This is a genomic window from Arthrobacter sp. Y3225209 (assembly GCF_059090685.1).
This window is the reverse complement of sequence record NZ_JBNHFW010000004.1, coordinates 138960-162804: the sequence shown is the minus strand read 5'-3', so window position 1 is coordinate 162804 and position 23845 is coordinate 138960. Positions and strand designations below refer to the sequence as shown.

The 23845-nt window shown below is 66.2% G+C and carries 22 protein-coding genes and 1 pseudogene; 14 read left to right on the top strand and 9 right to left on the bottom strand.

Features of this window, described 5'->3' with window-relative positions:
- Positions 1 to 1183 (top strand): ATP-dependent helicase C-terminal domain-containing protein (locus tag AC5RVB_RS04635; RefSeq protein WP_494142083.1); only part of this gene is annotated, 1183 nt, incomplete at its 5' end.
- Positions 1184 to 1873: 690 nt separating this feature from the next.
- On the top strand, positions 1874 to 2341 hold the full coding sequence (locus AC5RVB_RS04630; RefSeq protein WP_494142082.1) for an FUSC family protein: 468 nt from the start codon (positions 1874 to 1876) through the stop codon (positions 2339 to 2341).
- On the opposite strand, the gene AC5RVB_RS04625 is transcribed toward AC5RVB_RS04630, so the two are convergent.
- Positions 2338 to 3450: a cupin domain-containing protein gene (locus AC5RVB_RS04625; protein ID WP_494142081.1), complete on the bottom strand. Its 1113-nt coding sequence runs from the start codon at positions 3448 to 3450 to the stop codon at positions 2338 to 2340. The two genes, AC5RVB_RS04630 and AC5RVB_RS04625, sit on opposite strands and share 4 nt — an antisense overlap.
- A gap of 321 nt (positions 3451 to 3771) precedes the next feature.
- Between AC5RVB_RS04625 and AC5RVB_RS04620 the strand changes: the two genes are divergently transcribed.
- From AC5RVB_RS04620 to AC5RVB_RS04600, 5 genes are all read left to right on the top strand, one after another.
- Positions 3772 to 5352: a cation:proton antiporter gene (locus tag AC5RVB_RS04620; protein WP_227902039.1), complete on the top strand. Its 1581-nt coding sequence runs from the start codon at positions 3772 to 3774 to the stop codon at positions 5350 to 5352.
- Positions 5353 to 5379: 27 nt separating this feature from the next.
- On the top strand, positions 5380 to 5709 hold the full coding sequence (locus AC5RVB_RS04615; protein ID WP_227927882.1) for a hypothetical protein: 330 nt from the start codon (positions 5380 to 5382) through the stop codon (positions 5707 to 5709).
- 98 nt (positions 5710 to 5807) lie between these two features.
- Positions 5808 to 7316: an MDR family MFS transporter gene (locus tag AC5RVB_RS04610; RefSeq protein WP_494142080.1), complete on the top strand. Its 1509-nt coding sequence runs from the start codon at positions 5808 to 5810 to the stop codon at positions 7314 to 7316.
- A 97-nt stretch (positions 7317 to 7413) separates the two neighbouring features.
- Positions 7414 to 8685 (top strand): ion channel protein, encoded by a 1272-nt coding sequence (locus AC5RVB_RS04605; protein WP_494142079.1) that lies wholly within the window; start codon positions 7414 to 7416, stop codon positions 8683 to 8685.
- A gap of 63 nt (positions 8686 to 8748) precedes the next feature.
- Positions 8749 to 9975: an acyl-CoA dehydrogenase family protein gene (locus AC5RVB_RS04600; protein ID WP_494142078.1), complete on the top strand. Its 1227-nt coding sequence runs from the start codon at positions 8749 to 8751 to the stop codon at positions 9973 to 9975.
- A 39-nt stretch (positions 9976 to 10014) separates the two neighbouring features.
- Here AC5RVB_RS04600 and AC5RVB_RS04595 read toward each other — a convergent pair whose 3' ends face one another.
- The 3 genes from AC5RVB_RS04595 to AC5RVB_RS04585 all read right to left on the bottom strand — a co-directional run bounded on the left by AC5RVB_RS04595 (position 10015) and on the right by AC5RVB_RS04585 (position 12054).
- Entirely contained in the window at positions 10015 to 10851 is an 837-nt protein-coding gene (locus AC5RVB_RS04595; RefSeq protein WP_227902035.1) for an SMP-30/gluconolactonase/LRE family protein, read from the bottom strand.
- Between the two features lie 81 nt (positions 10852 to 10932).
- Positions 10933 to 11514 carry a TetR/AcrR family transcriptional regulator gene (locus AC5RVB_RS04590; protein ID WP_227927879.1) on the bottom strand — a complete coding sequence of 194 codons (582 nt, stop codon included), beginning with the start codon at positions 11512 to 11514 and terminating at the stop codon, positions 10933 to 10935.
- A 75-nt stretch (positions 11515 to 11589) separates the two neighbouring features.
- Positions 11590 to 12054: a GatB/YqeY domain-containing protein gene (locus AC5RVB_RS04585; protein ID WP_227902033.1), complete on the bottom strand. Its 465-nt coding sequence runs from the start codon at positions 12052 to 12054 to the stop codon at positions 11590 to 11592.
- A gap of 140 nt (positions 12055 to 12194) precedes the next feature.
- Here AC5RVB_RS04585 and AC5RVB_RS04580 point away from each other — a divergent pair, with 140 nt between their 5' ends.
- The 4 genes from AC5RVB_RS04580 to AC5RVB_RS04565 all read left to right on the top strand — a co-directional run bounded on the left by AC5RVB_RS04580 (position 12195) and on the right by AC5RVB_RS04565 (position 15634).
- The gene (locus tag AC5RVB_RS04580) at positions 12195 to 12644 is read left to right on the top strand and encodes a Fur family transcriptional regulator (RefSeq protein ID WP_227902032.1); all 450 of its coding nucleotides are present in this window, start codon (positions 12195 to 12197) and stop codon (positions 12642 to 12644) included.
- A 165-nt stretch (positions 12645 to 12809) separates the two neighbouring features.
- A complete protein-coding gene (locus tag AC5RVB_RS04575; protein ID WP_494142077.1) occupies positions 12810 to 13100 on the top strand; it encodes a hypothetical protein in 291 nt (96 codons plus the stop codon).
- A gap of 164 nt (positions 13101 to 13264) precedes the next feature.
- Positions 13265 to 14854, top strand: a complete 1590-nt coding sequence (locus AC5RVB_RS04570; RefSeq protein WP_494142076.1) for an ABC-F family ATP-binding cassette domain-containing protein — start codon at positions 13265 to 13267, stop codon at positions 14852 to 14854.
- Positions 14855 to 14899: 45 nt separating this feature from the next.
- A complete protein-coding gene (locus AC5RVB_RS04565; RefSeq protein ID WP_227902029.1) occupies positions 14900 to 15634 on the top strand; it encodes a YqjF family protein in 735 nt (244 codons plus the stop codon).
- Here the strand turns inward: AC5RVB_RS04565 and AC5RVB_RS04560 are convergent.
- The 5 genes from AC5RVB_RS04560 to AC5RVB_RS04540 all read right to left on the bottom strand — a co-directional run bounded on the left by AC5RVB_RS04560 (position 15583) and on the right by AC5RVB_RS04540 (position 21323).
- Positions 15583 to 16176 carry an SRPBCC family protein gene (locus AC5RVB_RS04560; RefSeq protein ID WP_494142075.1) on the bottom strand — a complete coding sequence of 198 codons (594 nt, stop codon included), beginning with the start codon at positions 16174 to 16176 and terminating at the stop codon, positions 15583 to 15585. The genes AC5RVB_RS04565 and AC5RVB_RS04560 overlap by 52 nt on opposite strands.
- A gap of 62 nt (positions 16177 to 16238) precedes the next feature.
- On the bottom strand, positions 16239 to 18284 hold the full coding sequence (locus AC5RVB_RS04555) for an alkaline phosphatase (protein ID WP_494142074.1): 2046 nt from the start codon (positions 18282 to 18284) through the stop codon (positions 16239 to 16241).
- 459 nt (positions 18285 to 18743) lie between these two features.
- A complete protein-coding gene (locus AC5RVB_RS04550; protein ID WP_227902026.1) occupies positions 18744 to 19364 on the bottom strand; it encodes an L-threonylcarbamoyladenylate synthase in 621 nt (206 codons plus the stop codon).
- Entirely contained in the window at positions 19348 to 20334 is a 987-nt protein-coding gene (locus AC5RVB_RS04545) for an alpha/beta fold hydrolase (RefSeq protein WP_494142073.1), read from the bottom strand. Before AC5RVB_RS04545 ends, AC5RVB_RS04550 begins: the two co-directional genes overlap by 17 nt.
- A 2-nt stretch (positions 20335 to 20336) precedes the next feature.
- Positions 20337 to 21323, bottom strand: coding sequence for a glycosyltransferase family 2 protein (locus AC5RVB_RS04540; protein ID WP_494142072.1), 987 nt, complete (start codon positions 21321 to 21323; stop codon positions 20337 to 20339).
- A gap of 63 nt (positions 21324 to 21386) precedes the next feature.
- Between AC5RVB_RS04540 and AC5RVB_RS04535 the strand changes: the two genes are divergently transcribed.
- The 3 genes and pseudogenes from AC5RVB_RS04535 (at position 21387) to AC5RVB_RS04525 (ending at position 23644) form a co-directional block, all read left to right on the top strand.
- Entirely contained in the window at positions 21387 to 21575 is a 189-nt protein-coding gene (locus AC5RVB_RS04535; protein WP_494142071.1) for a maltose acetyltransferase domain-containing protein, read from the top strand.
- Positions 21566 to 21682, top strand: a pseudogene (locus AC5RVB_RS04530) (sugar O-acetyltransferase); the annotation flags it as partial. The gene AC5RVB_RS04535 and the pseudogene AC5RVB_RS04530, both read left to right, overlap by 10 nt.
- Before the next feature lie 324 nt (positions 21683 to 22006).
- Positions 22007 to 23644: a ribonuclease J gene (locus AC5RVB_RS04525; RefSeq protein WP_227902022.1), complete on the top strand. Its 1638-nt coding sequence runs from the start codon at positions 22007 to 22009 to the stop codon at positions 23642 to 23644.
- Positions 23645 to 23845: the final 201 nt, after the last annotated feature.

Here is a 23845-nt window from a genome sequence, read left to right as displayed (position 1 = left end):
GGCCGCGGAGGCGGTGGCCCTGGCAGCCGGGGAGGCGCGCGCCCCGGGCGCGGACCTTACCCGCCTGCTGTCCGACCTGCGTTCCGGCCGGGACCCGGGACATCGGCGGTGGGCTGAAGACGTCCGGCGGATGGAGACGGTGGCCCGGAAACAGCATCCACCGGCGTCCGTGGCCGGGCAGCACCCCTGGGTCCCCGATCCGGAGGAAGGTTCGGGGTACGTGCTTGCCTTGGCGTTCCCGGACCGGATTGCCCGGCGGGTGCCGGGCACCGGGCCGGAGCGCTATCTGCTCGCCTCCGGCACCCGGGCGGGCCTTCCGGCGGGCAGTAGCCTTGGCGGCCAGGAGTGGCTGGCCGTGGCAGAGGTGGCGCGTGCTGCCGGCCGGGATGCCGCGGGCACGGGCGCCGTGATTCGGGCTGCCGCACCCTTGTCAGCAGCGTCCGCCGAAGCCGCTGCTGCGCATCTGCTCACGGATACAGTGGAGGCCCGGTTTGCCGGCGGGCGGGTCAGCGCCCGTCAGGAACGCCGGCTGGGCGCCATTGTGCTCTCCTCTACACCGGTCCGGGCTTCCGTTGAGGCCGGCCGGGATGCCGTTGGCCGTGCGTTGTTGAAGGAGGGACTGGACATTATCGGCTTTTCACCGGCTGCCGGCACGCTGCGCCGGCGGATGGCACTGCTGCACCGGGAACTGGGGGAACCGTGGCCCGATGTTGCCGAGCAGGCGCTGCTGGCCAGGCTCCAGGACTGGCTTGCACCGGAGCTCGACGCACTGGCGGCCGGCAGCCCGGTGCGCGGCATCGACCTCACCGAACCGCTCCGGCGTCTGCTTCCGTGGCCCGAGGCCGCGCACATGGGGGAGCTGGTTCCCGAACGGCTTGAGGTGCCCAGCGGCTCGCACGTGCGGATCGACTATGCAGGGGAGCGGCCCGTGGTAGCCGTGAAGCTGCAGGAGTGTTTCGGGTGGGCACAGACTCCCCGCCTGGTCCAGGGCAGGGTTCCGGTCCTCTTTCATCTGCTCTCACCGGCGGGCCGGCCGCTGGCGGTGACGGATGACCTGGCGTCCTTTTGGTCCGGACCGTATGCACAGGTGCGGGCTGAGATGCGGGGCCGGTATCCCAAGCACCCCTGGCCCGAAGATCCCTGGCAGGCCAAGGCAACGGCACGCACCAAGGCCCGGATGTAGGGGCGGGGTTCCGGGGCGGTACTGAGTGCAGAGTCACAGCCGCCTTGCCCCGCCGCGAAGCACGGCGGGTTTTAGGCTGGAAGGGCAGCGCGCCGTCCTGTGCTGCCGTGAAAGGCTGTCTGCACCCGTGAAGTACTCCGTCCGTGAATTCCTGAGTATCCCCTCCGGCCGCGGACACCGCTTCCCGGCCGTGCGTGTTGGCCTGGGGATGCTGCTGCCGCTTTTGGTACTGATTCCGGCCGGACGTACCGATCTGACCATGTGTGCCATCTTTGGTTCCCTGACCGGCGTGTTCGGGCGCAGCGAACCGCACTGGCGGCGGCTGAAGCAGCAAACCGCTTCCGGCGTGCTGATGGTCCTGACGGTGATGGCCGGGGTGGCCTTGTCCCAGGCCGGCCGCGGACCCTGGACAGTGGTATTCACCGGAACCCTGATTGCTGCGGGCATCTCTGTGGCTGCGGATTCCCTGCGGGTGCGCCCGGCCGGCCCGTTCACTTACATTTTGCCTTTACAGCGACGTCGGCCGCGCCGTTTGCCGGTTCGCTGGTCGAAGCATTTCTCACCGTCACGGCAAGTACGCTGCTGGCGGTGCTGTTGGGAGTGGCCGGCCGGCTGCACGCCCGCCGGCATAGCCCGGGCCGTCTCCGGGAGCCGGCGGCACGGCCGGGAAGCCCGAGGCGTGCCCGCCGGTTGCTGGTCTACGCAAGCCGTTACGCCGCAGCAGTAGGCATTGCCGGCACGGTATCCGCAGGGCTCGGCCTCGGACACGGATACTGGGCAATGCTGGCTGCCTGCGCCCCACTGGCCGCCGTCGAACTGTCCCGGGGACCAGCCAGGGCAGTGCACTTCATTGCCGGCACCTATGCCGGCGTACTGTTTTCCGCCCTGCTGATGCAGGTGCCCTGGTCAGCCGTGCAGCTGGCATTGCTGCTGGCCATGCTGCAGTTCAGCGGTGAACTCTATGTGGTCAGGCATTACGGCGCCGCCATGGTGTTCCTGACGCCCGTGGCGCTGATGATGACGGGATTTACGCACGGCGGAGACGTGTGGGCGCTAACCATGGACCGGTCACTGCAAACTACTATTGGTGCGCTGGTGGCGCTGGCAGTGGTCGCCGTCACCACTCCGCGGCATGCGGGATCCAGGGTGCGGGGCTAGCGCCGGGTAGCAATGAAAAGCTGCGCGGGTCCGCGGACCCGGGCCTGAACCGGGTCCCCAAGATAAAGGACGCGGCAGCCCTCTGATACGGGTGTGGTGGTGCCACCCACGGTGATTTCCGCGCGCCCCTTCGCTGAGAGCACTATGGCAAAACGGCCCAGCTGGACGGTCTCTTCGGTGTCATCCAACACCGCACGCCCCAGATGCAGATCCTCGCTCCACAGCGGAATCCTGTCCTGGAAGCCGTCAACTGGGATAACCGGCAGGGGGGCCGGCGTTGGCTGGTCCTCACGCAGGACCTGCTGGAGTTCACCGGTATCCACGTAGTCCCTGGTCAGGCCCACCCGTAGCGAGTTCTCGGAGATGCTCATCAGCACCACTGCCTGACCGGACACGTAAGTATGCAGGCAGCCCGCCGGTGTGACCATGGCCTGGCCTGGTTCCAGATGGATGTGATTCATGCAGACGGCGTAAAGGATGCCGCGGTCCCCGGGAAACAGTTCGCGGAGACGGCGAACCGTGGCCACGGTATCGGCCACCGCCCCGGTGGGGTTCGTGGCCCTGTCCACTGCAAAATTTGTCTCCCGCAGCGCCCGCTGCTGCTCGTCACGCGTCATCCGCAGCACGGCGTGGCTGGGCGATTCATGCTGAAAGGTGACGAAAGACCGGAGCCAGGGCAGATCCAACCCCTCGGCGACCTCCCGGAGGGTCGCAGGGTTACGCTCGCCGGACAATACGCTGACGGGGCTTACCGCAACGGCTACTTCCACCTTGGCATGGCAATCTTTGTAATTGCGGTTGCCTGCACCCATGGGTACGCCCCGGGCCTGCTCGCGGATAAAGCCTGCCTGGGCCTGCTCCACGGAGGGGTGGATCAGGATCGGGGGTGGAGCCCCCGCATCCAGCAAACGCATCCGGAAGGGGACAGGGTGTTGGGGCAGGGCATCCGGGCCGGTGAAGTGCTCCGGATGCTGTTCGGCGAGACGGTCCAGGGCATCCGGTATGTCGGCAGGGTTCCAGTCGATCAGCAGACCGGGGCCGCGGGCAGCGGTCAGAGTGCCCCGCTGTGAAACGGTAGGGACGGGGTCATACAGATGTGGAGTCAACATCTTAGAACTCAAATCACCTTGATTTGTGCACTCAAAATGCCTGTTGAATAATCTTAACGCTGTCCACATCCGGGCTTGACACCGCGGGCGGGGTTCCCGCTGTGAGGATGCGTATGCACGCCTGTGATGTTCGCCCGTGAAGTCTGCCGGGTTCCACCCGCCCCGGGGCAAGCCTGCACTCGATGCATTCATTCACTCTCCCGGACCGGGTGCAATAATTGTCCGCAGACCAATAGGCAGTGACCCAGACCCGGAAGAGGTTGCGGACAGACATGGCATGCATAACAGCTCCGGACTCCAGGCGCGGAAGGTGCTGAGACCATGGAATTCCTGATACTGCTGATCGGACTGCTGTTCGGAACCGTACTGGCTGCCGGCGTCGGTGAACGTATCCGCCTTCCGTACCCGGTGCTGATGCTGATCTTCTCCGCCCTGATCGCTTTTCTGCCGATCATTCCCGAGGTGCACATCAACCCGGAACTGATCCTGCCGCTCTTCCTGCCGCCGCTGCTGTACGCCGCGGCGCAACGAAGCTCCTGGTCCGTCTTCCGCCTGCGGTGGCGGTCACTGGTGCTCCTGGCCGTAGCCCTGGTCGCAGTCACAGTTGCGGTGGTTGCCGGGGTTTCCTGGGCCATGATCCCGGCCCTCGGACTGCCGGCCGCAATTGCCCTGGGTGCCATTGTCGCCCCGCCGGACCCGGTGGCGGTGGAAGCGGTGGCAGGCAAGGTAAAAATGCCGCGCCGCCTGATCACCGTGCTCCAGACAGAGGGCCTGTTTAACGACGCCATCGCCATCGTGATCTTCCAGGCCGCCGTGGCGGCCAGCACCAGCGGAGGTGAAGTCGGATGGGATGTGGTTCCGAGGTTCCTTATCGGTGCAGCGGGAGCCGTCCTCCTGGGCCTGGCCATGGCGTGGCTTGTCGGCAGCCTGAACCGTTTTGTCCCGAACATGGTGGCCCGTTCGGCAGCTACTCTGGTGGCGCCCTATGCCGTGTACCTGATTGCTGAAGAAGCGCACTTTTCGGGGGTGGTGGCAGTGGTGGTCACCGCACTGGAACTTGGACGCCGGGCCCGCCCGCAGGATTCCGAGGAACGGCTCACCCGTACCGCTTTCTGGGACGTGGTGGAGATGCTGACCACTGGTGTTGCGTTTGGCCTGGTGGGCATCGAGATGCGGTACATCATCGAGGACGAGGGGGCGGAACTGCTCGGCTTCGTTCCCGGAATTGCCGCAGTATGCGTGGCCGTCCTGGTGGTGCGGTTCCTGTGGATGCTGGGTATCTACCGGCTGGGCGGAACCGAGATGAACCGGGTTCCCGGCTCGCTGAAGGAAGTCCTCGTGCTGACCTGGTGCGGCATGCGCGGGCTCGCCACCCTGGCGCTGGCCCTGGCGCTGCCCGGCACCACCATGGCCGGGGAGGCCCTGCCCGGCCGGAACTTCGTGGTCGCGTGCGCCGCGGCCGTACTCGTGGTCACGCTCGTTATACCCGGCCTGACCCTGCCCTGGCTGATGCGGGTCCTCAAGCTGCCCGATAACCACCGGGACGCGGACCGCAAGGAACGCGAACTGGCGCTTCGCGCGGAACGGGCAGCCATAGAAAGCATGAAACGCTCCACGGCAATTGCGCAGCTTCCGCCGGAACGCCGGGCCGTGCTGGCCAAGCGGATGTCCTCGCTGCACTCAATGCTGCAGGGCGATGACGAGCCGGATCCGCAGAAGCTGCTGGACCGCAAAGCCACCCTGGAACTCATGGATGTGGTCCAACGTGAAGCCATGGACGCGGCACGGCGCGAGGTGCTCGCAGCCCGACGCCGCCCCGGCACGGATCCCGAGGCCGTGGACCGGGTGCTGCGGCGGCTGGATCTGAGGACCGTCACCATGGACCACCGGGAACGGCACTAGGCTCCTTCGCGGCTAGACTGCGGGTTTATGAGCGAAAACGATCAGTCCTGGCCGCTTTTGGGGCTGGCATGGGTGGTGCAGGCGGCTGCCGCCATCACCCTGGCGGTGGCAGTGGTGATATTGCAGCTGTGGATTCTGCCGGAGCCGGTGCTGCTCACTCTGCTGCTGGCACTGATCCTTGGGTCCGTGGTGATGCTCCTGCTGGCCGCCCCGCTGATCTTCACCTGGCTGCGCAGCCGCGTCCGGCGGACCTGGGTGATGGTGCTGGCCATGGCTGCCGTGGCCGTGGTGTTTGGCTGGTGGCTGGTGGTTGCCTGCGTCCTTGGGTTCGGGCTGCTGGTCATTGGCTTCGGATAGCCCGGATTAATCCCCGGGTGTTCCAAACGCATAGGATGGCAGGCCGGGCATCGATCGCCGCGTGCCCCAGCAACTATGCGTGATTGGATTTCACCCCTTTGAGTCTTGACCCCCACACCAACTCTTCACCGCTGCCCGCAGCGGGCACCACAAAACGCGCCGGACGGAAACCGGCACCGGACGCCCTGGATCCGCGGACGAAAACCGTTATCGGGCTGCTGCTCGTTTCCTCATTTGTCGTCATCCTGAACGAAACCATCATGAGCGTGGCTCTGCCCCGGCTGATGGCGGACCTGAACATCACTGCGGGAACCGCCCAGTGGCTTACCACCGGGTTTATGCTCACCATGGCCGTGGTAATCCCCGCGACCGGGTTCCTGCTCCAGCGCTTCTCCATGCGCGGCCTGTTTATGACCGCCATGTCCCTGTTCAGTGCCGGCACCCTCCTCGCTGCCCTGGCTCCCGGATTCGGTGCCCTGCTGGGCGGGCGGATCATCCAGGCCGGCGGTACGGCCATCATGATCCCGCTGCTGATGACCACGGTGCTGAATGCGGTGCCTGCGCACAGGCGCGGCCGCATGATGGGAACCATTTCGATTGTGATCGCCGTGGCTCCGGCCATCGGGCCGACCGTTTCCGGCATCATCCTCAATGCGCTGGACTGGCGCTGGATGTTCTGGCTGGTGCTGCCCATTGCCCTGCTCTCGCTGGTCCTGGGGACAGTCTTCATCCGCAACCTGACCGAACCGAAACGGGTTCCCTTCGATGCCCTGTCCATAGTGCTCTCCACCTTTGCCTTCGGCGGAATCATCTTCGGCCTGAGCAGCATCGGAGAGGCGGCCCAGGGCAAGGAACTCATGCCGCTGTGGATCCCCCTGGCCGTCGGTGCACTGGCCATGGCCGGGTTTGTGTACCGCCAGCTGGTGCTCCAGCGCTCTGACCGGGCACTGATGGACCTGCGCACTTTCACCAGCAAGCCGTTTGTCATAGCTGTGGTTATGGTGCTGGTGAGCATGATGGCCCTGTTCGGCTGCCTGATTGTGCTCCCGCTCTACCTGCAGAACGTGCTGGGCCTGTCCACTCTGGAAACCGGTCTGCTGCTACTGCCCGGCGGTGCGGTCATGGCAATCCTGTCCCCGATTGTCGGCGGTCTCTTTGACCGTTTCGGACCCCGGCCGCTGGTGATTCCCGGCGCCCTGGTGCTGAGTGCTTCGCTCTGGGGCATGACCATGCTGACGGAGGACTCTCCGGTGCCACTGGTAATCCTGCTGCACTGCTTCCTGAACGCCGGCCTCGGCTTTATCTTCACCCCGCTGTTCACCTCTGCACTCGGTTCCCTGGACCGCACGCTGTACTCGCACGGCAGCGCCATCATCAACACGCTCCAGCAACTGGCAGGAGCGGCAGGTACGGCAGTCTTCATCACGCTGATGACAGCCGGCACCACCGCTGCAGTCAATGACGGCTTGGCGGCCATCCCGGCAGCAGCGGCCGGAATCCATACGGCCTTCTTCTGGGGCGCCGTGATCTCCCTGGTGGCACTGGCGGCGTCATTCTTTGTCCGCCGTCCCGTGAACGAACTGCCTGACGGGGTGGGCGTCCACTAACCCGGTGTGCCTGTTGTTCGGCAGCGGCGGCCACTATCCTCGGTAACGCAGGTGCAATCCGCCCCATCACAGGCACTGCACTCCGGGAAGTGGCACCATGTCCGAGCACAGGCAAGCCCCCGGCGGAAACCGCGTCCGGATGCTGCTGGCCCTCGCGGGCCCGGCGGTCCTGTTCGGCGTGGTGTCCGCCCTGGTCCTTTTTGGTCTCGACAGGCTGAGCCTGCTGCTCGAACACTGGGTCTGGGCCGACCTGCCGGCCGCCGTCGGCGCGGATCCCGCGGGCGGCTGGTGGATTCTGGGCACCTTGACGATTACCGGGCTCGCCGTGGGACTCACTGTACGGTTTGTGCCAGGCCATGCCGGCCCGGATTCAGCAGCTGCCGAACTGGGCGGTCCGCCGCTGCCGCCCGGCGTGGTGCCGGGGCTCGCCCTGGCTGCAGTCCTTGGCCTGGCCGGGGGCGTCAGCCTGGGACCGGAGAATCCGATTATTGCCATCAATACCGCCCTGCTGACCGCGCTGGCAGGGCGGTTTTTCGTCCGCATACCCGCCCGGGTGATCGCCGGCCTCGCGGTGGCAGGAACCGTGGGTGCCCTGTTCGGCACACCCGTGGCGGCCGCCCTGCTTTTTACCGGGCTGGCCGGCGCAATGCGCACCGGGGGAGCCCTCTTTGACAGGCTTTTCCTGCCGCTCGTCTCCGCCGGTGCCGGAGCAGTAACCATGACCCTGCTCGGTGGCACGCTGCTGCAGGTCCGGATCCCGCCCATGGGCGCCCCGGACGGCTGGGACGTACTGGCGGCGCTGGTGATTGCTCCGCTGGCGGCCGCATTCGGCCTGCTCGGGGTAGCGGTCTTCGCCCGGGTGCACAGCGGATTCCGGCGGCTGGGAAGCCCTGTCCTCTACACCACGCTCGGGGGAGTGCTGCTTGGCCTGCTGGGTGTGATCGGCGGGCCGGTGACCCTGTTCAAAGGGGCGGCCGAATCCGCGCGCCTGCTCCAAAACCCGGGCGGCGAGGAACCCTGGGCCCTGCTCGGTGACGCACTGGTGAAACTCGCCGCCCTGGTCATAGCGGCGGCAGCAGGCTTCCGTGGCGGGAGGATTTTTCCTGCCGTTTTTATCGGCGTTGCCGCCGGCCTGGCGGTCGCCGGGTTTGTGCCGGGCATACCGGTAGCGCTGGCCGTGTCCGCGGCCGTGCTCGGGCTGGTACTTGCCGTGGCCCGGGACGGCTGGATGGCCCTCTTTATCGCCGTGGTGATCACCGGCGACGTCACCGTGACCGGCGTCCTTTGCCTGGCTGTGCTGCCGGCCTGGCTGGTGGTCACCAACGCGCCGCACATGCTCGCCGAACAGGGCGTCCCGGAAAATCCTTGACCACGGGTGTGACGGACTCCATACTAAATGAACGATTAGTTAGTGCTTATGTCAGGAGCCCAGATGACCGTCCTCCAGTCCGCCCGTCCCACCTTCGATCCGAACGACGTCGCCGACGTTGATGCCGACCTGTACCTGCTCGACGAGCAGCTGGATGAGGAGGCAAAACACGTGCAGGCGAGGGTACGCGCCTTCGTGGACCAGGACCTGCTGCCGGTCATCAACGGATACTGGGAGCGGGCCGAGGTGCCGTACGAGCTGATTCCCAAGCTGGCAGCCCTCAACATCGCCGGCGGCACCATCAAGGGATACGGGTGCCCCGGCATGAGCCGGATGTCGGCCTCCATCGCAGCCGCTGAGCTGGCCCGCGGCGACGGCTCCATCAACACCTTTTTCGGGGTCCACTCCGGCCTGGCCATGGGCAGCATCGACATGCTCGGCAGTGAGGAACAGAAACAGCGCTGGCTGCCGGCCATGGCCCGGTTTGAAAAGATCGGCGCCTTTGCCCTGACCGAGCCGGCGCACGGATCCGACTCGGTCTCGCTGGAGACCAGTGCCCGGCGCGAGGGCGATTTCTACGTCCTGAACGGCAGCAAGCGATGGATCGGCAATGCCAGCTTTGCCGACATCGTGATCATTTACGCCCGGGATGAAGCCGACGGCGCGGTTAAGGCGTTTGTCATGGAGAAGGGCGCCGAGGGCCACCCGGCCGGGTATAACGCCGAAGTCATCACCGGAAAGATGGGCAAGCGTGCCGTGCTGCAGCCCAACATTGTCATTGAGGACCTGCGCATTCCGGCCGCGAACCGGCTGGAAAACTGCAACTCCTTCAAGGACGTAAACAAGGTCCTTGCCGCCACCCGCGGGGGAGTGGCCTGGGAGGCGCTGGGACATGCCGTGGCTGCTTATGAGATTGCCGTCGCGTACGCCAAGCAGCGCGTACAGTTCGGCAAGCCGATTGCCGGGTTCCAGCTGGTGCAGAACAAGCTGGCCAACATGCTTGCCCAGCTGACCGCCATCAAGCTGACCTGCTTCCGGCTCAACGAGCTGGGCGAATCCGGCCAGATGACCAGCCCCATGGCATCCATGGCGAAAATGTTCGCAGCGCGGCAGGGACGCTGGATCTGCCAGGAGGCACGGGACATCATGGGCGGCAACGGACTGCTGCTCGAAAACCATGTGGCAAGGCACCTGACCGACATGGAGGTGGTCTTCACCTATGAGGGCACCGACACCATGCAGTCCCTGATTCTGGGCCGGCACATTACCGGCCTGTCGGCCTTCGCCTAGAGCATCAGAGGCCAGCCGGAGAACAGTTGACGGATACCGCTATGGGTGTTGGGGCCCGCCAACCCGCAGCCCCAGCACCCTGCCGGTGTTCCCCGCCATCGGGTCCATGGCCTCCGGCCACTGTGCGGTCATCATAAAAAGCAGTCCGCCGTCGTCTCCTCCCACAGCACAGGAAAAACAGCCCTGCTCCAGCTGTACGGACTCCACAACGTCCCCGCCGGGCCGGATTCGCACACACCGCTCACCGGGCACTTCGGCAAACCAAATGCCGCCGGCACCGTCCCAGCAGATGCCGTCCGGGGCACTGCCGGGCACCCCGGCCCACTCGCCCGCGGGGGTGAGCGTGCCATCGGCATTGATAGTGAAGGATGCCAGGCGGCCGGCGTTGGATTCGGCCACCACCAGGGTGCTGCCGTCCTCGGAGACCAGCATTCCGTTGGGGAAGGACAGTCCGCGGGCGACTGTCTCGGCGGAGCCGTCCGGCCGGACCAGGGCTATGATGCCGTCGCTGCCCGCCCCGGCGGCGTAGTCGGCCCCGATGCCGTTGACGTAGGCGTTGCCGCCGGGGTGGACGGCAATCTCGTTCCAGGGGTGCTCGGAGAGCCGCCGCAGATCGGCCAGCGGGACCAGTCCGGCGTGGGGTACCTCCACCAGCACGGTGCCGTCACTGCCCGAGACCACCACCATCCTGCCGTCAGGCAGCCAGTCAAAGCTGATGGGGAAGGACGGCACCGCTGCGGCACGGCGAATGTTTCCCTGCCGGTCCAGCGCCGAGATGGTGCCCGCTGTCCAGTCCGCAAACCAGAATTCATTGCCGTGCCAGCGTGCGGATTCGCCCATTCCAATGCCGGATGCCAGGGTTGCCGGTTCCGCCATGCTGCACCTCGCTTCATCCGGGTGTTCCAGTGTGCAGGTACAGTATGCCGCCCGCACGGCTCCGGGAACAGACGGTGCGGGTCAGGAGCCGGCGGCGCCAAGCATCCGCAGCGCCAGCATGCTGTGGTTCGCCGCGACGTCGGCCGCGGTGAGCCTTCCGTCCGCGCGGAACCAGCGGGCCACATCGATGCACAGGGACAGAAGAGCGAAAACAGCCAGCCGGGTGTCCGGCACCGAGAACACACCCAGTTCGCGCCCGCGGTCGACGACGGTCCGGAACTCGGCGTCCACCGCACGGCGGATCTCAAGCACCTCGGCCCGGTGCTCATCGCTGAGGGCGGGCAATTCGAAGTTGACCACGCTGGATTTGGTCCGGTTGCTGCTCTGCCATTCCACAAAGTCCCGCACCACGTTGCGGATCTGCTCCACCGGATCCGTGCTCGAGGCCATTCCGGCGCGGACCAGCTCCAGGGTCCGCTCATGGCCCACCTTCGAGATGCTGTACAGCAGCTCTTCCTTGGACCTGTGGTGGACGTACACGGCCCCGGGCGTCACCCCTGCTGCTGCAGCAATGTCCCGCGTAGTGGTGCCGTGAAAACCCTTGGCCGCGAAGGCCTCGGTGGCGGATTCCAGCAGGCGCTGGCCCGTGTCGGTTGCGGGCACCTGATCCTCCGGATTCTGAACAAAATGAGCGTTTAGCAACCAGAGTAACAGGGGAGTGCATCCGGTACGGGGCGGTTAGGCCAGGCGCGAGCGGACAATCTCGCTGACCGTTTTGCCGTCAAACCGGCCGGCCACCCTGGCCGTCACCGGTTTCATGACCTGCCCCATCTGCCGCATGGACGGTTCCGTGCCGCCGGCGCGCAGCCCGGCAATCTCCTCGTCCACGATGGCCTCAACCTCTGTCCGGCTCAGCGCAGCCGGCAGGTACGCCTCGATAATCTCCGCTTCTGCGATCTCCGCCGTGGCGCGGTCCGCTTCCCCTGCCTCGGTGTAGATCCGTGCGGTGTCTCGCCGCTTGGCTGCCTCCTTCTGCAGCAGGGAGATGGTCTGCGCGTCATCCAGCTCCACGGGTGTCTTCCCGGACTTTTCCCGCGTGCCGATTTCACCAAGCACATTGCGGACCGTGGCCAGCGCCGTGCGGTTGCCGGCTTTCATATGCGCTTTCATATCCTGCTGCAGCCGGTCTTTGAGCGTTCCCATACCCTGTTCCTCTTTCCTTGACACAAGTTCCTACCCTCATCCTCCCCTACACGGGAGGTGCCGGTCACAGCGTCCGGAATCACAGTCCGAAAGGGCGGAAGTTGTCTTGAGTCGCTCAAAACAACTGATAGGGTTTTGATATGCAGACGGACGAAGACACGGAACGGCTGGCCGGGAACATCCGGACCGCCGGACTGAAGGTCACCGCGCAGCGCCTGGCCGTACTGCAGGTGCTGCAGCAGACCCCGCACTCCAGTGCGGAGCAGGTTCTTGCTGCCGTCCGCGAGGAATTACCGAACATCTCCGCCCAGGCGGTTTACGGCATCCTGGCCGCCTTTACCGAGGCCGGCCTGGCGCGACGGCTTGAGCCCGCCGGTTCACCGGCCCTGTACGAGTCCCGAGTGGGAGATAACCACCATCATCTGGTGTGCATCCACTGCGGGAAAATCAGGGACGTTGACTGCGTGATTGGCCAGGCACCCTGCCTGGAGCCGTCGGATGATTCCGATTTCACCGTGCTGGCCGCCGAAGTGACATTCAGCGGCATCTGCAGCAGCTGCCGGCAGCTGGCGGAATCCTCCGCCCCGTAGGCAGCACCAACCGTCGAACCACCGGCGGGCCCCTTTCAATGGCGATTACCCCTTTCCGGGCTTCACGCTGCCCGGAAACCGCCCCTGCCCCGGCCTGCACTTGTGCAAACCGGCGGTAGGAACCGGCCCGAGTCTCACCACAACGCGTTATCCGAGGAGAGAACCATGACCATTTTGATCACCCCGACCGCCACCGCCCGTGACGATAACCGCCAGGACTCCGCTCCGCGCCCTGCCGTTGCCGAACGCACGGAACAGGCAGCAGCTCCGATCCGTCCCGAAGGCAGCTACACCAGCCGCTATGACTCCGCTGCGGAAACCCGCTGCACCCCGCGCTCCCGGGGAAGCTACGTCACCGCCGCCAGCCAGCGGACCCGCGCCGCGGGCAGCTACACCTGCACCGACGGAGCATCTGCTCCCCGCCGCGCCCGCGGCAGCTACACCTTTCAGGCGTAGGCAGCGGCAGCTACACCTTTCAGGCGTAGGCAGCGGCGGCATTCCCCGGCGCAGGCTGCGGTGCAGACCGTGCGGCCGCGCCGGGCGGGACGTGCGCAGCCGATAAGCTGAATGCTCGTTGTCCCGCGGGGGCGAGGAAGACCAACCCCCTATGAGAGGACACCATGAGCCTGATCCGGCTGCAGGACGTCAACACATCGTTCGAGAACAAGCAGGTGCTGCGCGAAGCGTTCCTTCGCCTTGAACCCAAGGACCGGATCGGGCTGATTGGACGCAACGGATCCGGCAAGTCCACCATCCTGAAACTCGTGCTGGGCCGGCTCGAACCGGATTCCGGCACAGTCACGGTGGAGCCGGGCCTGCGGATCGGCTACTTCTCCCAGTTCTCCGAACTGGACGGAGAAGCCAGCATCACCGAGGTGCTGGACACCGTCTTTACCGGGATCAAGGACGTCGAAGCGGAGCTCGCCCGCATAGACACGGCCATAGCCGGGGCTCCCGCCGAGAAGGAAATGAACCGGCTCATCACCCGCCAGGCCGAACTGTTTGAGACCATGGACCGGCTGGACGGCTGGGACTACCCCCGCCGCATCGATGCCGTGCTCACCACCCTCGGTTTCACCGAGGCGCACCGCACCTGCGCCATTGACGCCCTCTCCGGCGGCTGGCGGAACCGGGCGGCGCTGGCGAAAATCCTGCTTGAACAGCCGGATGTGCTGCTGCTGGATGAACCAACCAATTACCTTGATGTGGACGGCGTGGAATGGCTTGAGGGCTGGTTCCGCGACTTCCGCGGTGCGGCGGTCATCGTTTCGCATGACCGGAAGTTCCTGGACGCCGTGGTTACCCGCATCGTGGAGGTGGAGAACTTCCACCTGCACGAATACCCCGGCAACTTTGCGGAATACGTTGTGCAGAAGCAGTTCCGGCTGAAAACCCTGCAGGCCCAGTTTGTGCATGAAGCCGAACTGTTGGCCTTTGAAGCAGAGGGCATCGCGGACCGCCGTGAGGCGGCCAAGGCCGGCGGCCGGCTGAGCAGCCAGCTGGCCCGGATCAAGAAGTCCCGGGCACCCCGGCCGGTGGATGAAATCATCACCGGGATTTATGCCGGCCTGCACGTCAAGGACGTGCTGGGCCGTTTCCGCTCACTGTCCAAGTCCTACGGCGACAAAGTGCTCTTCAGCGACCTGAGCTTTGAAGTGAACAAAGGCGACCGGATTGCCGTCACCGGCACCAACGGCAGCGGCAAGACCACCCTGCTGCGTGTCCTCACGGGGGAGGAAACCCCCGACTCCGGCGAGGTCAGCTGGCCCAAGGGCCCGTCCATGGTCTCCTACAACAAAATGCTTGAGGCGCTCGACGACGGCGACACGGTCACCCACGCGGTTAACGCCCTGCCGGGATCCCTTGCCTTCAGTGCCACGAAAAAGTCCGTGAACCGCTTCCTGACCATGTTCCAGTTCTCCGAAGCGGACCTGACCCAGAAGATCGGCAACCTGTCCGGCGGCCAGCGTGCCCGGGTGGCCATGGCCCAGTGCCTGCTTTCCGGCGCACCCGTCTTGCTGCTGGACGAGCCAACCAACCACCTGGACATGTCCAGCACCCAGGTGATGGAACGGGCCCTGATGCATTTTCCCGGTGCCGTGATTGTGGTCAGCCATGACCGGTTCTTCACCGAGAAGATCGCCACCCGCCGCCTCATCTTCGGCGCCGAAGGATCCGCCCCGGGGCAGGTGGAAATCCGCGAAGCCTAGGAAAAGCCCTGGCAGGGGATTAGCACCCGCTGTTACGTTGGCGGAATGGGTGTGTACGGGCACGGTTCGCAGGAGCCCTGGCCTGCCGGGCCACGCGCGGCACCGCCGGTGCTGATGGCCCAGACCTGGGCAGACGTGGTGTTCCTGCACTGGCGCATGGATCCCGCAGCGGCCGTCCCGTTTATGCCGCCGGGCGTGGAACCGGACGTTCTTCATGGTGCCACCTGGGTGGGGCTGATCGGGTTCCACGCGCCAAAGACGCGGTTTTTGGGACGGATCGGCATGCCCTACGTCGGCTCCTTCACGGAAATCAACGTGCGGCTGTATTCCCGCGGCGCAGACGGCAGCGCGGGGGTTCTGTTCCTGTCCCTGGACGCATCCCGGCTCGCTCCCGTGCTCGTGGCACGCTCGCTGCGGATTCCCTATGTCTGGTCGCGGTGCAGGCCGGTCCGCGCCGGCACGGCCCGGGGGTACGACGTCGAGCGGTTCGGCAGGCAGGCACGTTCCTCCTTCGCTGCGGTTCCGGACTGTGCCCGGCAGGCCGATGATGAGCTCTCGCTGTGGCTGACGGCCCGCTTCGGATTGCATACCGCTTTCGGCGGCAGCACGGTTTTTATCCCCAATTCCCACCGGCCCTGGCCGCTGCACCCGGCGCGGCTGGCACACTGCGACGATGAACTGCTCTCCGCCGCCGGGCTGGATGTCTCCGGCCCGCCGGACACCGTGCACTACTCCACGGGGGTGGACACCCTGTTCGGCCGGCCCCGGCGGGTTGCCTGAAGCGCCTGCGCAGGTGCACTCTGCCGGGTACCGCGCGCCGCACGGCGAAGCAGGCGCTGCAGTCCCTTTTCGCCGCGGTGCATAAGCAGCGCGTGGGCGGCCGTGAGAACCGGCCGGGCAACCGGGGTGAGCAGGCGCATCCACGGCCGGGTCGGCCGGACCCGCCACGATATGTCCATCCGCGTCTGCACCGGCTCCGTCCCGCCGTCAGCGGCCAGGGGAGTCAGGCGGATCTGCCCGCTGCCGGCCAGATCACCGGCGGCGTCGAAATCGATCGAGACCGGGTGGTCCACCGCGGTGGGACGCAGGGTAATGGAAAGACGGTAGCCCAGTGCGGCGCGGAACTGCAGCCGGACGGTGGAGGAGAGCAGCACCGCGGCCCGGTCGCCGCCGGAGGGGGCAGCAGCCGGGGAGACGTCCTGCCGGGTGCAGCCGGGCCACCACCGGGGCCAGTCCATCTCCGGGCCGGCCACCGCCTCCCATACGTCTTCGGGGGAGGCATCAAGCAGCCAGCTGGAGGGAAGGACATAGAGACCGGGCATTGCACCAGCATGCCATCGGCGCCGGGGCGGCGGAAAATACGGTCCCGCCGCCCCGGCCCGGCTCAGCCGGCGTAGGCCGGGGGCAGGGGAAGCCCGCGCTCAGCCATAACCGTCCGCAGCCGGGTGGGGTAATCGGTGATGATGCCGTCCACTCCCAGGTCGATAAGCGCGTTCATGTCCGCCGTCTCATTGACGGTCCAGGGGATAACGCTGAGTCCCAGGTCGTGTGCCTCGGTGATCATCGCCGGAGTGACGCTGGTGGCGATGGGGGAGACGACGTCGTACCCCAGAGACGCGGCCGCCCGGGGAACCGAACCGCCGAAGTCATCAATGTCGATGCCGCCCAGTTCCGGTGCAGCCCCCGGCTGCCCCACGCCCAGATCCTCCGGAGTCCCGGCCAGCGCCACCAGCACCAGTTCCGGGGCCATCCCGGATACCAGGTTCAGCGTGGACCAGTCGAAGGACTGGATAGTGGTGCGTCCGGCCTTGCCTGCCGCGCGGACCTCACTGACAACCGCCTCGGTCAGCGCCACGCTGCCCGGACCGCCGGCCAGCCCCTCTTCGACCTTGGTCTCCACATTGAAGCGGACCGTGTCCGCCCCGTAGCGATCGGCGAGCGCGTACACATCACGCAGTTCCGCAATGGTGTTCCCCTGCGACACCACCTGTTCCGGGTAGCCCGGCAGCTGGGCATAACCGCAATCCAGCATCCGGATCTGCGCCAGGCTAAGCTCCGCCACCCGGTCACCCACGTAGGGAAACTCCGGATCCACGTACGTGGCCGGACCGGTGTCGGCGCACTTCTCCGGCTGGATGGTGTCGTCATGCCAGACAATCACCTTGCCGTCCTCGGTCAGGTGCGTGTCCAGCTCCAAAGTGGTTACCCCCAGTTCCAGGGAATGGGCAAACGCCGCGAGGGACTCCTCGGTGTTTTCCCCGCGCCCGCCGCGGTGGGACTGCAGATCGAAGGCCCGTTCGGTGCCGGACCGCATAACGTCCACCATCACGTCGAAGATGCGGGTGTTCTCGTACACCCCGGTGAGCATTTCGGCGCCCGGCCCCATGGCCGTCAGGGGCACGTCGTCGCCGGTGTGGCCGTTGGTGGTCCAGTCAATCCGGAACTGCTGCTCCGAACCGGCAACGTCAAAGGGTTCCTCCTGCACCGGGCTGTCAGGATTCGTCGGGTCTGCGCCGCCCAGCGGTTCGATAACCATCCCGCCGGTCTGGTGGTCGCCGACCGTGACCAGGAGCGTATTGCCGTCCTGCTCGGCGAACTCTTTGGCCAAAGCCACCGACCGGTCAAACTCAATGCCGGACCCGATGGTGAGCGCACCGTTGTTGACGTGACTGAAGGCGTCAATGCCTTCTTCCTCCACCATCAGGAAGAAGCCGTTGCCGGACTGGTTGCCGTCCAGCACGGAGAGGGCCTTTCGCGTCATTTCCGTGAGCGGAACCGAGGGGCTGTAGGTTTCCTCGACGTCGTCGCCGTACTGGAACATTTCCTCATTGGCGAAGAGTCCCAGAATCCGGTCCCCCTGTGCTGCCTGCAGGCCCGGCAGGTCCCAGACGTATTCGTAGCCCTGGTCCATGGCTTCTTCGACCAGATTGCCTTCGGTGCCGGCGCTCTCCTCAGAGGGATCCTCGTCAGGATTGTCCGGGTACCTGCCCGGGCTGCCCTCCGGATACCAGTGGTCTTCGCCGCCGCCCAGGATGACTTCCGGGTGCGAGCTGCGCAGGAACTGTGCGGCAATGGCGCTCTGCTCGTCCCGGTCCAGGACATGTGAGCCGAACGCAGCCGGCGTGGCGTCGGTGACCTGGCTGGTGGTGACCAGCCCGGTGGACTTGCCCAGTTCCTCGGCTATTTCCAGTGCCGTGGTGACCGGCTGCCGGTCCACATCCATCCCGACGGCGCCGTTGTAGGTTTTGACACCGGTGGCCATGGAGGTGGCTGCTGCGGCGGAATCGGTGACGAACGTTTCCTCGTCCGCGGAGTTGGTGTGCACCCTGCCCACCTCGGGAAGGGTGTCCATGGCCAGTTCCCCGCTCAGGCCCACCGAAGCGAGCCGGATGGCGTCGCGCTGGCTGGTGCCCATACCGTCGCCGACCATCAGGATGACGTTGACCGACTCATCGGTTCCGCCGTCTCCGCCACCATCCGTGGGACTGGGTGAAGGGGACGGGCTTTCCGTCGGAGAGGGGCTCCCGGTAGCTGTGGGACTTGGTGTGGAGGTAGCGGAGGGTGTCGGTGTCCCGGTATGTCCCGGCCGGGTTGGATGTCCGGTGGCCGTGGGGCTGCCGGTACCACCCCCGTGTCCCGGCAGTCCCACGCCGGTTCCGCATCCTGCCAGGACGCAAATGCCCAATATCGCCGTTGATACTGCCTTAGCCGTCTTATTCATGTGGATTCCCCTGCGAGTGCCTAGCGGTGAAGGTCCCCCTGACGCGTGCAACACTCTGTACCGGCTTCCGGGGAGTCAACCGAAGTGAGGCAAACCGGTTCCTCCGGCAGCCTGTTTAGGCTGCGGCAGGGGAGGCCGCGGGCAGGGAAGCGTGTACCGGCGGACAGGTTATTCGAAGGGAGACGGGTCTCCGGTTCCGCGTCGGACCACTTCCGGGGCGCCGCTGGAGAAATCAATGACGGTGGTGGGATCAGGGCCGCAGAAACCGGAGTCGATGACGGCGTCCACCTGGTGGTCCAGACGCTCCTTGATTTCCCAGCCCTCGGTCATCGGCTCCTCGTCTCCGGGCAGCAGCAGGGTGCTGGAGAGCAGGGGCTCGCCCAGGCCGGCGAGGATGGACTGGACCACGGCGTTATCCGGGATGCGTACTCCCACCGTCCGCTTCTTGGGATGCGAGAGCCAGCGGGGAACGTCCTTCACGGCCGGCAGGATAAAGGTGTAGCTGCCCGGGGTGGCGGCCTTAACGCTGCGGAACACCGAGTTATCCAGCTGCACAAACTGGCCCAGCTGTGCGAAGTCCCGGCAGACAAGGGTGAAGTGGTGCTTCTCATCCAGCCTGCGGAGCTGGCGGATGCGTTCCACTCCCTCCCGGTTGCCCAGCTGGACGCCCAGCGCGTAACAGGAGTCTGTGGGATAGGCGATGAGGCCCCCGGAGCGGATGGTATCCACTATCTGGTTGATGGACCGCGGCTGCGGATTGTCGGGGTGGACGTCATAGTATCTGGCCATGGTCAAAGCCTACCGGCGGAGCAGGCTCTGCACCCCGTAGCTGTTCCACAGCGGCACCCAGCGCAGCGAGTGCCCTCGGTCCCACATGTCCCTCGTCCTCGATGACCGTGAGGCGGCTGGAGGGCCAGCGCCGGTGCAACTCCCAGGCCGTACCTACGGGACTGCCGATATCCCGCCGCCCGTGGATCAGCCGGGCCGGGATGCCGTCCAGCTCCCGCACCCGGGCCAGGATCGCCGCCTCTCCGGGCAGGAAGCCGTCCTGCGCCCAGTAGCGGGCAGTCAACAGCGCGAACGTCACCAGGCTGCGCTCGCCGTCGAACCGGGGACCGGCCGGCGCACCGGGTGCCAAAGCGGCAACTGCGGATTCCCACTGCAGCCAGGCTCCGGCGGCGGCAAGGGCATCCGTCCGGTCCTCTCCTGCCAGGCGGCGGGCGTACGCTTCAACGGTTCTCTCGCCGGGGACGGCGCGGGCATCCCGGCTGAAGCGGGCCAGGGCTTCGGGGCAGAACCGCCCGACGCCGCCGGTGATCCAGTCCACCTCGGCACGGCTGGTGGTGGTGACGGCGGCCATGGCCAGCCCAATGACGCGGTCCGGGTGCCGGAGGGTATAGGCCATCGCCAGGGTGCTGCCCCAGGATATTCCGGTGACTATCCACCGGCTGATCCCCAGGCTGGTCCGCACCGCTTCGATGTCGGCGATCAGCGTCTGGGTGGTGTTCAGGTGCAGGTGCCCGGGATCATCCTGTGCGGCCGGAGTGCTGCGGCCGCAGCCTCGCTGGTCGATCCCGATGGTGTAAAAAAGCCGTGGATTGTGCAGGCTTCGGTAGCCGCCGGAACCGAGCGAACTGCCGGGGCCGCCGTGCAGGTACAGGACCGCGGTGCCGGCCGGGTTGCCGCTGGCCTCCCAGTAAATGCGGGCATGGGGCACCTGTACCCATCCGTGGCTCCCGCTGTCCGGAATACTCCCCATCGCTACGCCACCGGGTCTGTTCCCCGGCGCAGCTCCCGGCGCAGGGTGACAACAGAATGCGCGGCGGTCCTTATCCGGGTGCCGGAGTACGGGATGCCCCCGCCCATCCGCCGGACTGCTGCCAGCCAGATGCAGACCGCCCGCTCGGAAAGCCAGACGGGTGCCCAGAGGGCCGCCGTCTGTGGAAACACCCGGCTTCCGCCGCTGCGCCGGCGGCCGTATTCTGCCGCCGCAACGGCAATGCCGGCGAAACCGGCCAACCGGCGCGGCCGGCGAAGGCACCAGGTCAGCAGGGGGAGGAGGGATAGCTCGGCCGACAGGCGCAAGGGCTGGGCAAAACCGTCGTAGGCCTGGCGGACCCGCTGGCTGAAGAACCGGCGGGCCGAGCAGGGGAGCCGGGCGATATGCAGGTCTCCGGCGCGTGCCTCGCGGCCCCCTGCCGCCTTGACCGTGCGCAGCAGTTCCAGATTCTCGAACAGTACGTCTCCGCTGTAGCCGCCGGTGCGTCTCAGGAGCTCTGCACGCACGCCCAGCGTTCCGGGGTAGTCCGAACCGAAGGCGCGGTTCAGCAGGATGCGGCCGGTGTCCCATTTGGCATGCCACGGCAGCGGGGCGGGGAAGTAGTTCTGCGGACGGACGACGTCGGCGTCCGCGAGCAGCGCAAGCACGCGGCTGAGCGCGGACGGCGTGTAGCGGACGTCGTCGTCGGCAATAATCAGGTACTCCGCCCGGGTCAGGTCCAGGCCGGTCAGGACTCCGTCAACTTTGCCGTTGAGGCATTCGGGGTGGGCGGGCCGGCAATGCCGCACCGCCGGCGGGAACGCCCGGCCATGCGCGGCGAAGCGTTCCTCGTCGGAGCCGTCCACCACCAGTACCGGCAGATGGGTGCACAGCACTTCGAGGTATCCGCACAGCTCTTCCAGGCCGCTGTCCTCAGTCCATTTAAGCGGCAGGATGTATTCGGCGTTTGTCCGGGGACGGGCGTCCATGCCAGAGAAGATAACCGCACTGCCAGTACTAAGCAAGCTTAGTAATGCCGTAGGCTGGGACACATGGAGAAGCGCGACTTTTTCCCCGGAGATACCCGCAGCATGCGCGAGCGGATGCTTGCCGGCGATCCCTACCTTGCCGATGACCCGGAGCTGGCCGCAGACAGCCGGCGTGCCATGGAGCTGGCCGACCGCTACGCCCGCACCTGGCCCACGGACCAAAGCGCAGCACAGCACATCCTGGCGGAGTGAGTGTGGGGGAGAACAGCGTGGTGGGGGCCGGCGCCGTCGTCACACGCGATGTGCCGCCCAATACCGTTGTGGCAGGCAACCCGGCCAAACCCCTGCGGACGCTCTAGGCCTGTCCAAAGTGCGGGTACGGCACGGTAATCGGCCGCAGCCCGAAGCACGCCCCCAAGCCGGCCTGACCGCGCAAAAACGCGGTGTCCGGCGCCGTCGTGACGCTCCCGGGAACCCCGTGGTCCGCGGCGCGCCGGAAAAGTCAATAGAATAGATGTAAGCACCGCAGCCGACGGCCCTGCTCTGGCCGCACCACAGACTTCCGGAATGCCGCCGTACGGCTGCCATTCCACTTTGCAATCCCGATCCCCAACGAAAGAAAATCATCCGTGAATAGAACACCTGCCGTCCTAAAAGCCCCCCGGGAACTCGCCAAGGGAACCATGCGAGTCATGAATCTTGGCGGCCTCGGCGAAATCGGCAGGAACATGACCGTTTTCGAATTCGACGGCAAGCTGCTGATTGTTGACTGCGGCGTCCTCTTCCCCGAAGAGGAACACCCCGGCGTCAACCTCATCCTGCCCGACTTCACCGCCATCCGTGACCGCCTGCAGGACGTTGTTGCCGTTGTCCTGACCCACGGCCACGAAGACCACATCGGCGGTGTCCCGTACCTGCTGCGCGAGCGTTCGGACATCCCCATCGTGGGCTCCAAGCTGACCCTGGCGTTCATCGAGGCCAAGCTGAAGGAACACCGGATCAAGCCCAAGCTGATCCAGGTCAAGGAAGGCGACCGCCGCACCATCGGCGGCTTCGACCTGGAGTTCCTGGCCGTGAACCACTCCATCCCGGACGGCCTGGCCATTGCCATCCGCACCGCTGCCGGCATGGCACTGCACACCGGTGACTTCAAGATGGACCAGTTCCCGCTGGACCGCCGCATCACCGACCTCACCGGCTTCGCCCGGCTCGGCGTGGAAGGCGTGGACCTGTTCCTCACCGACTCCACCAACGCCGAGGTCCCCGGCTTTATGGCCTCGGAAAAGGAACTGGCCCCGGCTATCGACACGGTGTTCCGCACCGCACCGCGCCGCATCATCGTTTCCAGCTTCGCCAGCCACATCCACCGCATCCAGCAGGTCATCGACGCGGCATCGCGCTACAACCGCAAGGTCTCCTTCGTGGGCCGCTCGATGATCCGCAACATGACCATCGCCGAGGAACTGGGCTACCTGAACATCCCCAAGGGCATCCTGGTGGACTTCAAGTCCCTGCAGCGCACCGATGACCACAAGGTGGTGCTGATCTGCACCGGTTCGCAGGGCGAGCCGATGGCCGCGCTGTCCCGGATGGCCAACAAGGACCACCAGATCCGTATCCACGAGGGCGACACCGTGCTGATGGCCAGCTCGCTGATCCCGGGTAACGAGAACGCCATCTACGGCATCATCAACAACCTGACCAAGATCGGCGCCAACGTGGTGCACAAGGGCAATGCCAAGGTGCACGTCTCCGGCCACGCCAGCGCCGGCGAACTCGCCTACTGCTACAACATCGTCAAGCCGCGCAACGTGATGCCGGTGCATGGCGAATGGCGTCACCTCAAGGCCAACGGAGCCATCGCAGAGGCTACCGGCATGGATCCCCGCGACGTCGTCATCGCCGAAAACGGCATGACCGTTGACCTGCGCCGCGGCCGGGCCACGATCTCCGGGAAGCACCAGGTGGACCTGGTCTTCGTGGACGGCGACAGCGTTGGCCACACCACCGAGGAAACCCTGAAGGAGCGCATGCAGCTGGCCGAGGAGGGCGCCGTGACGGTGCTGGCCCTGGTCGACGCCGATACCGGCACCATTGCCGAGCCTGCCGAGTTCTTCACCAAGGGCTTTACCGTGAAGTCAGAGGACCTGAAGAAGGCCGAGGAAGCCGTGGAGAAGGCCCTGGCCAACGCGGCCTCCGGCAGCCGCCGCGGACCCAAGGGCGAGGACCTCGAAGACGTCATCGAGCGCGCCGTCGCCAACTGGATGCGCCGGTTCTACAACCGCACGCCGGCCATCACGGCGATTGTTGTTGACGCGTAGCTAGCCCCGGGACCCGTCCCGCGCTCCGGCCCGCAGTGATTACGCTGCGGGCCGGACTTCGTTAACCGGGGCTGCAAGCCGCCCTGCCGTGTGATTTTTTTCTCCCTGCGACGCTCGGCAGTCCGGCCCCGGCGGCCCGGCGACACGGCGCGGGGTGCCCGCTGAACCCCGTCAGTACGCGGCAGGACGGCGGACGGCAGG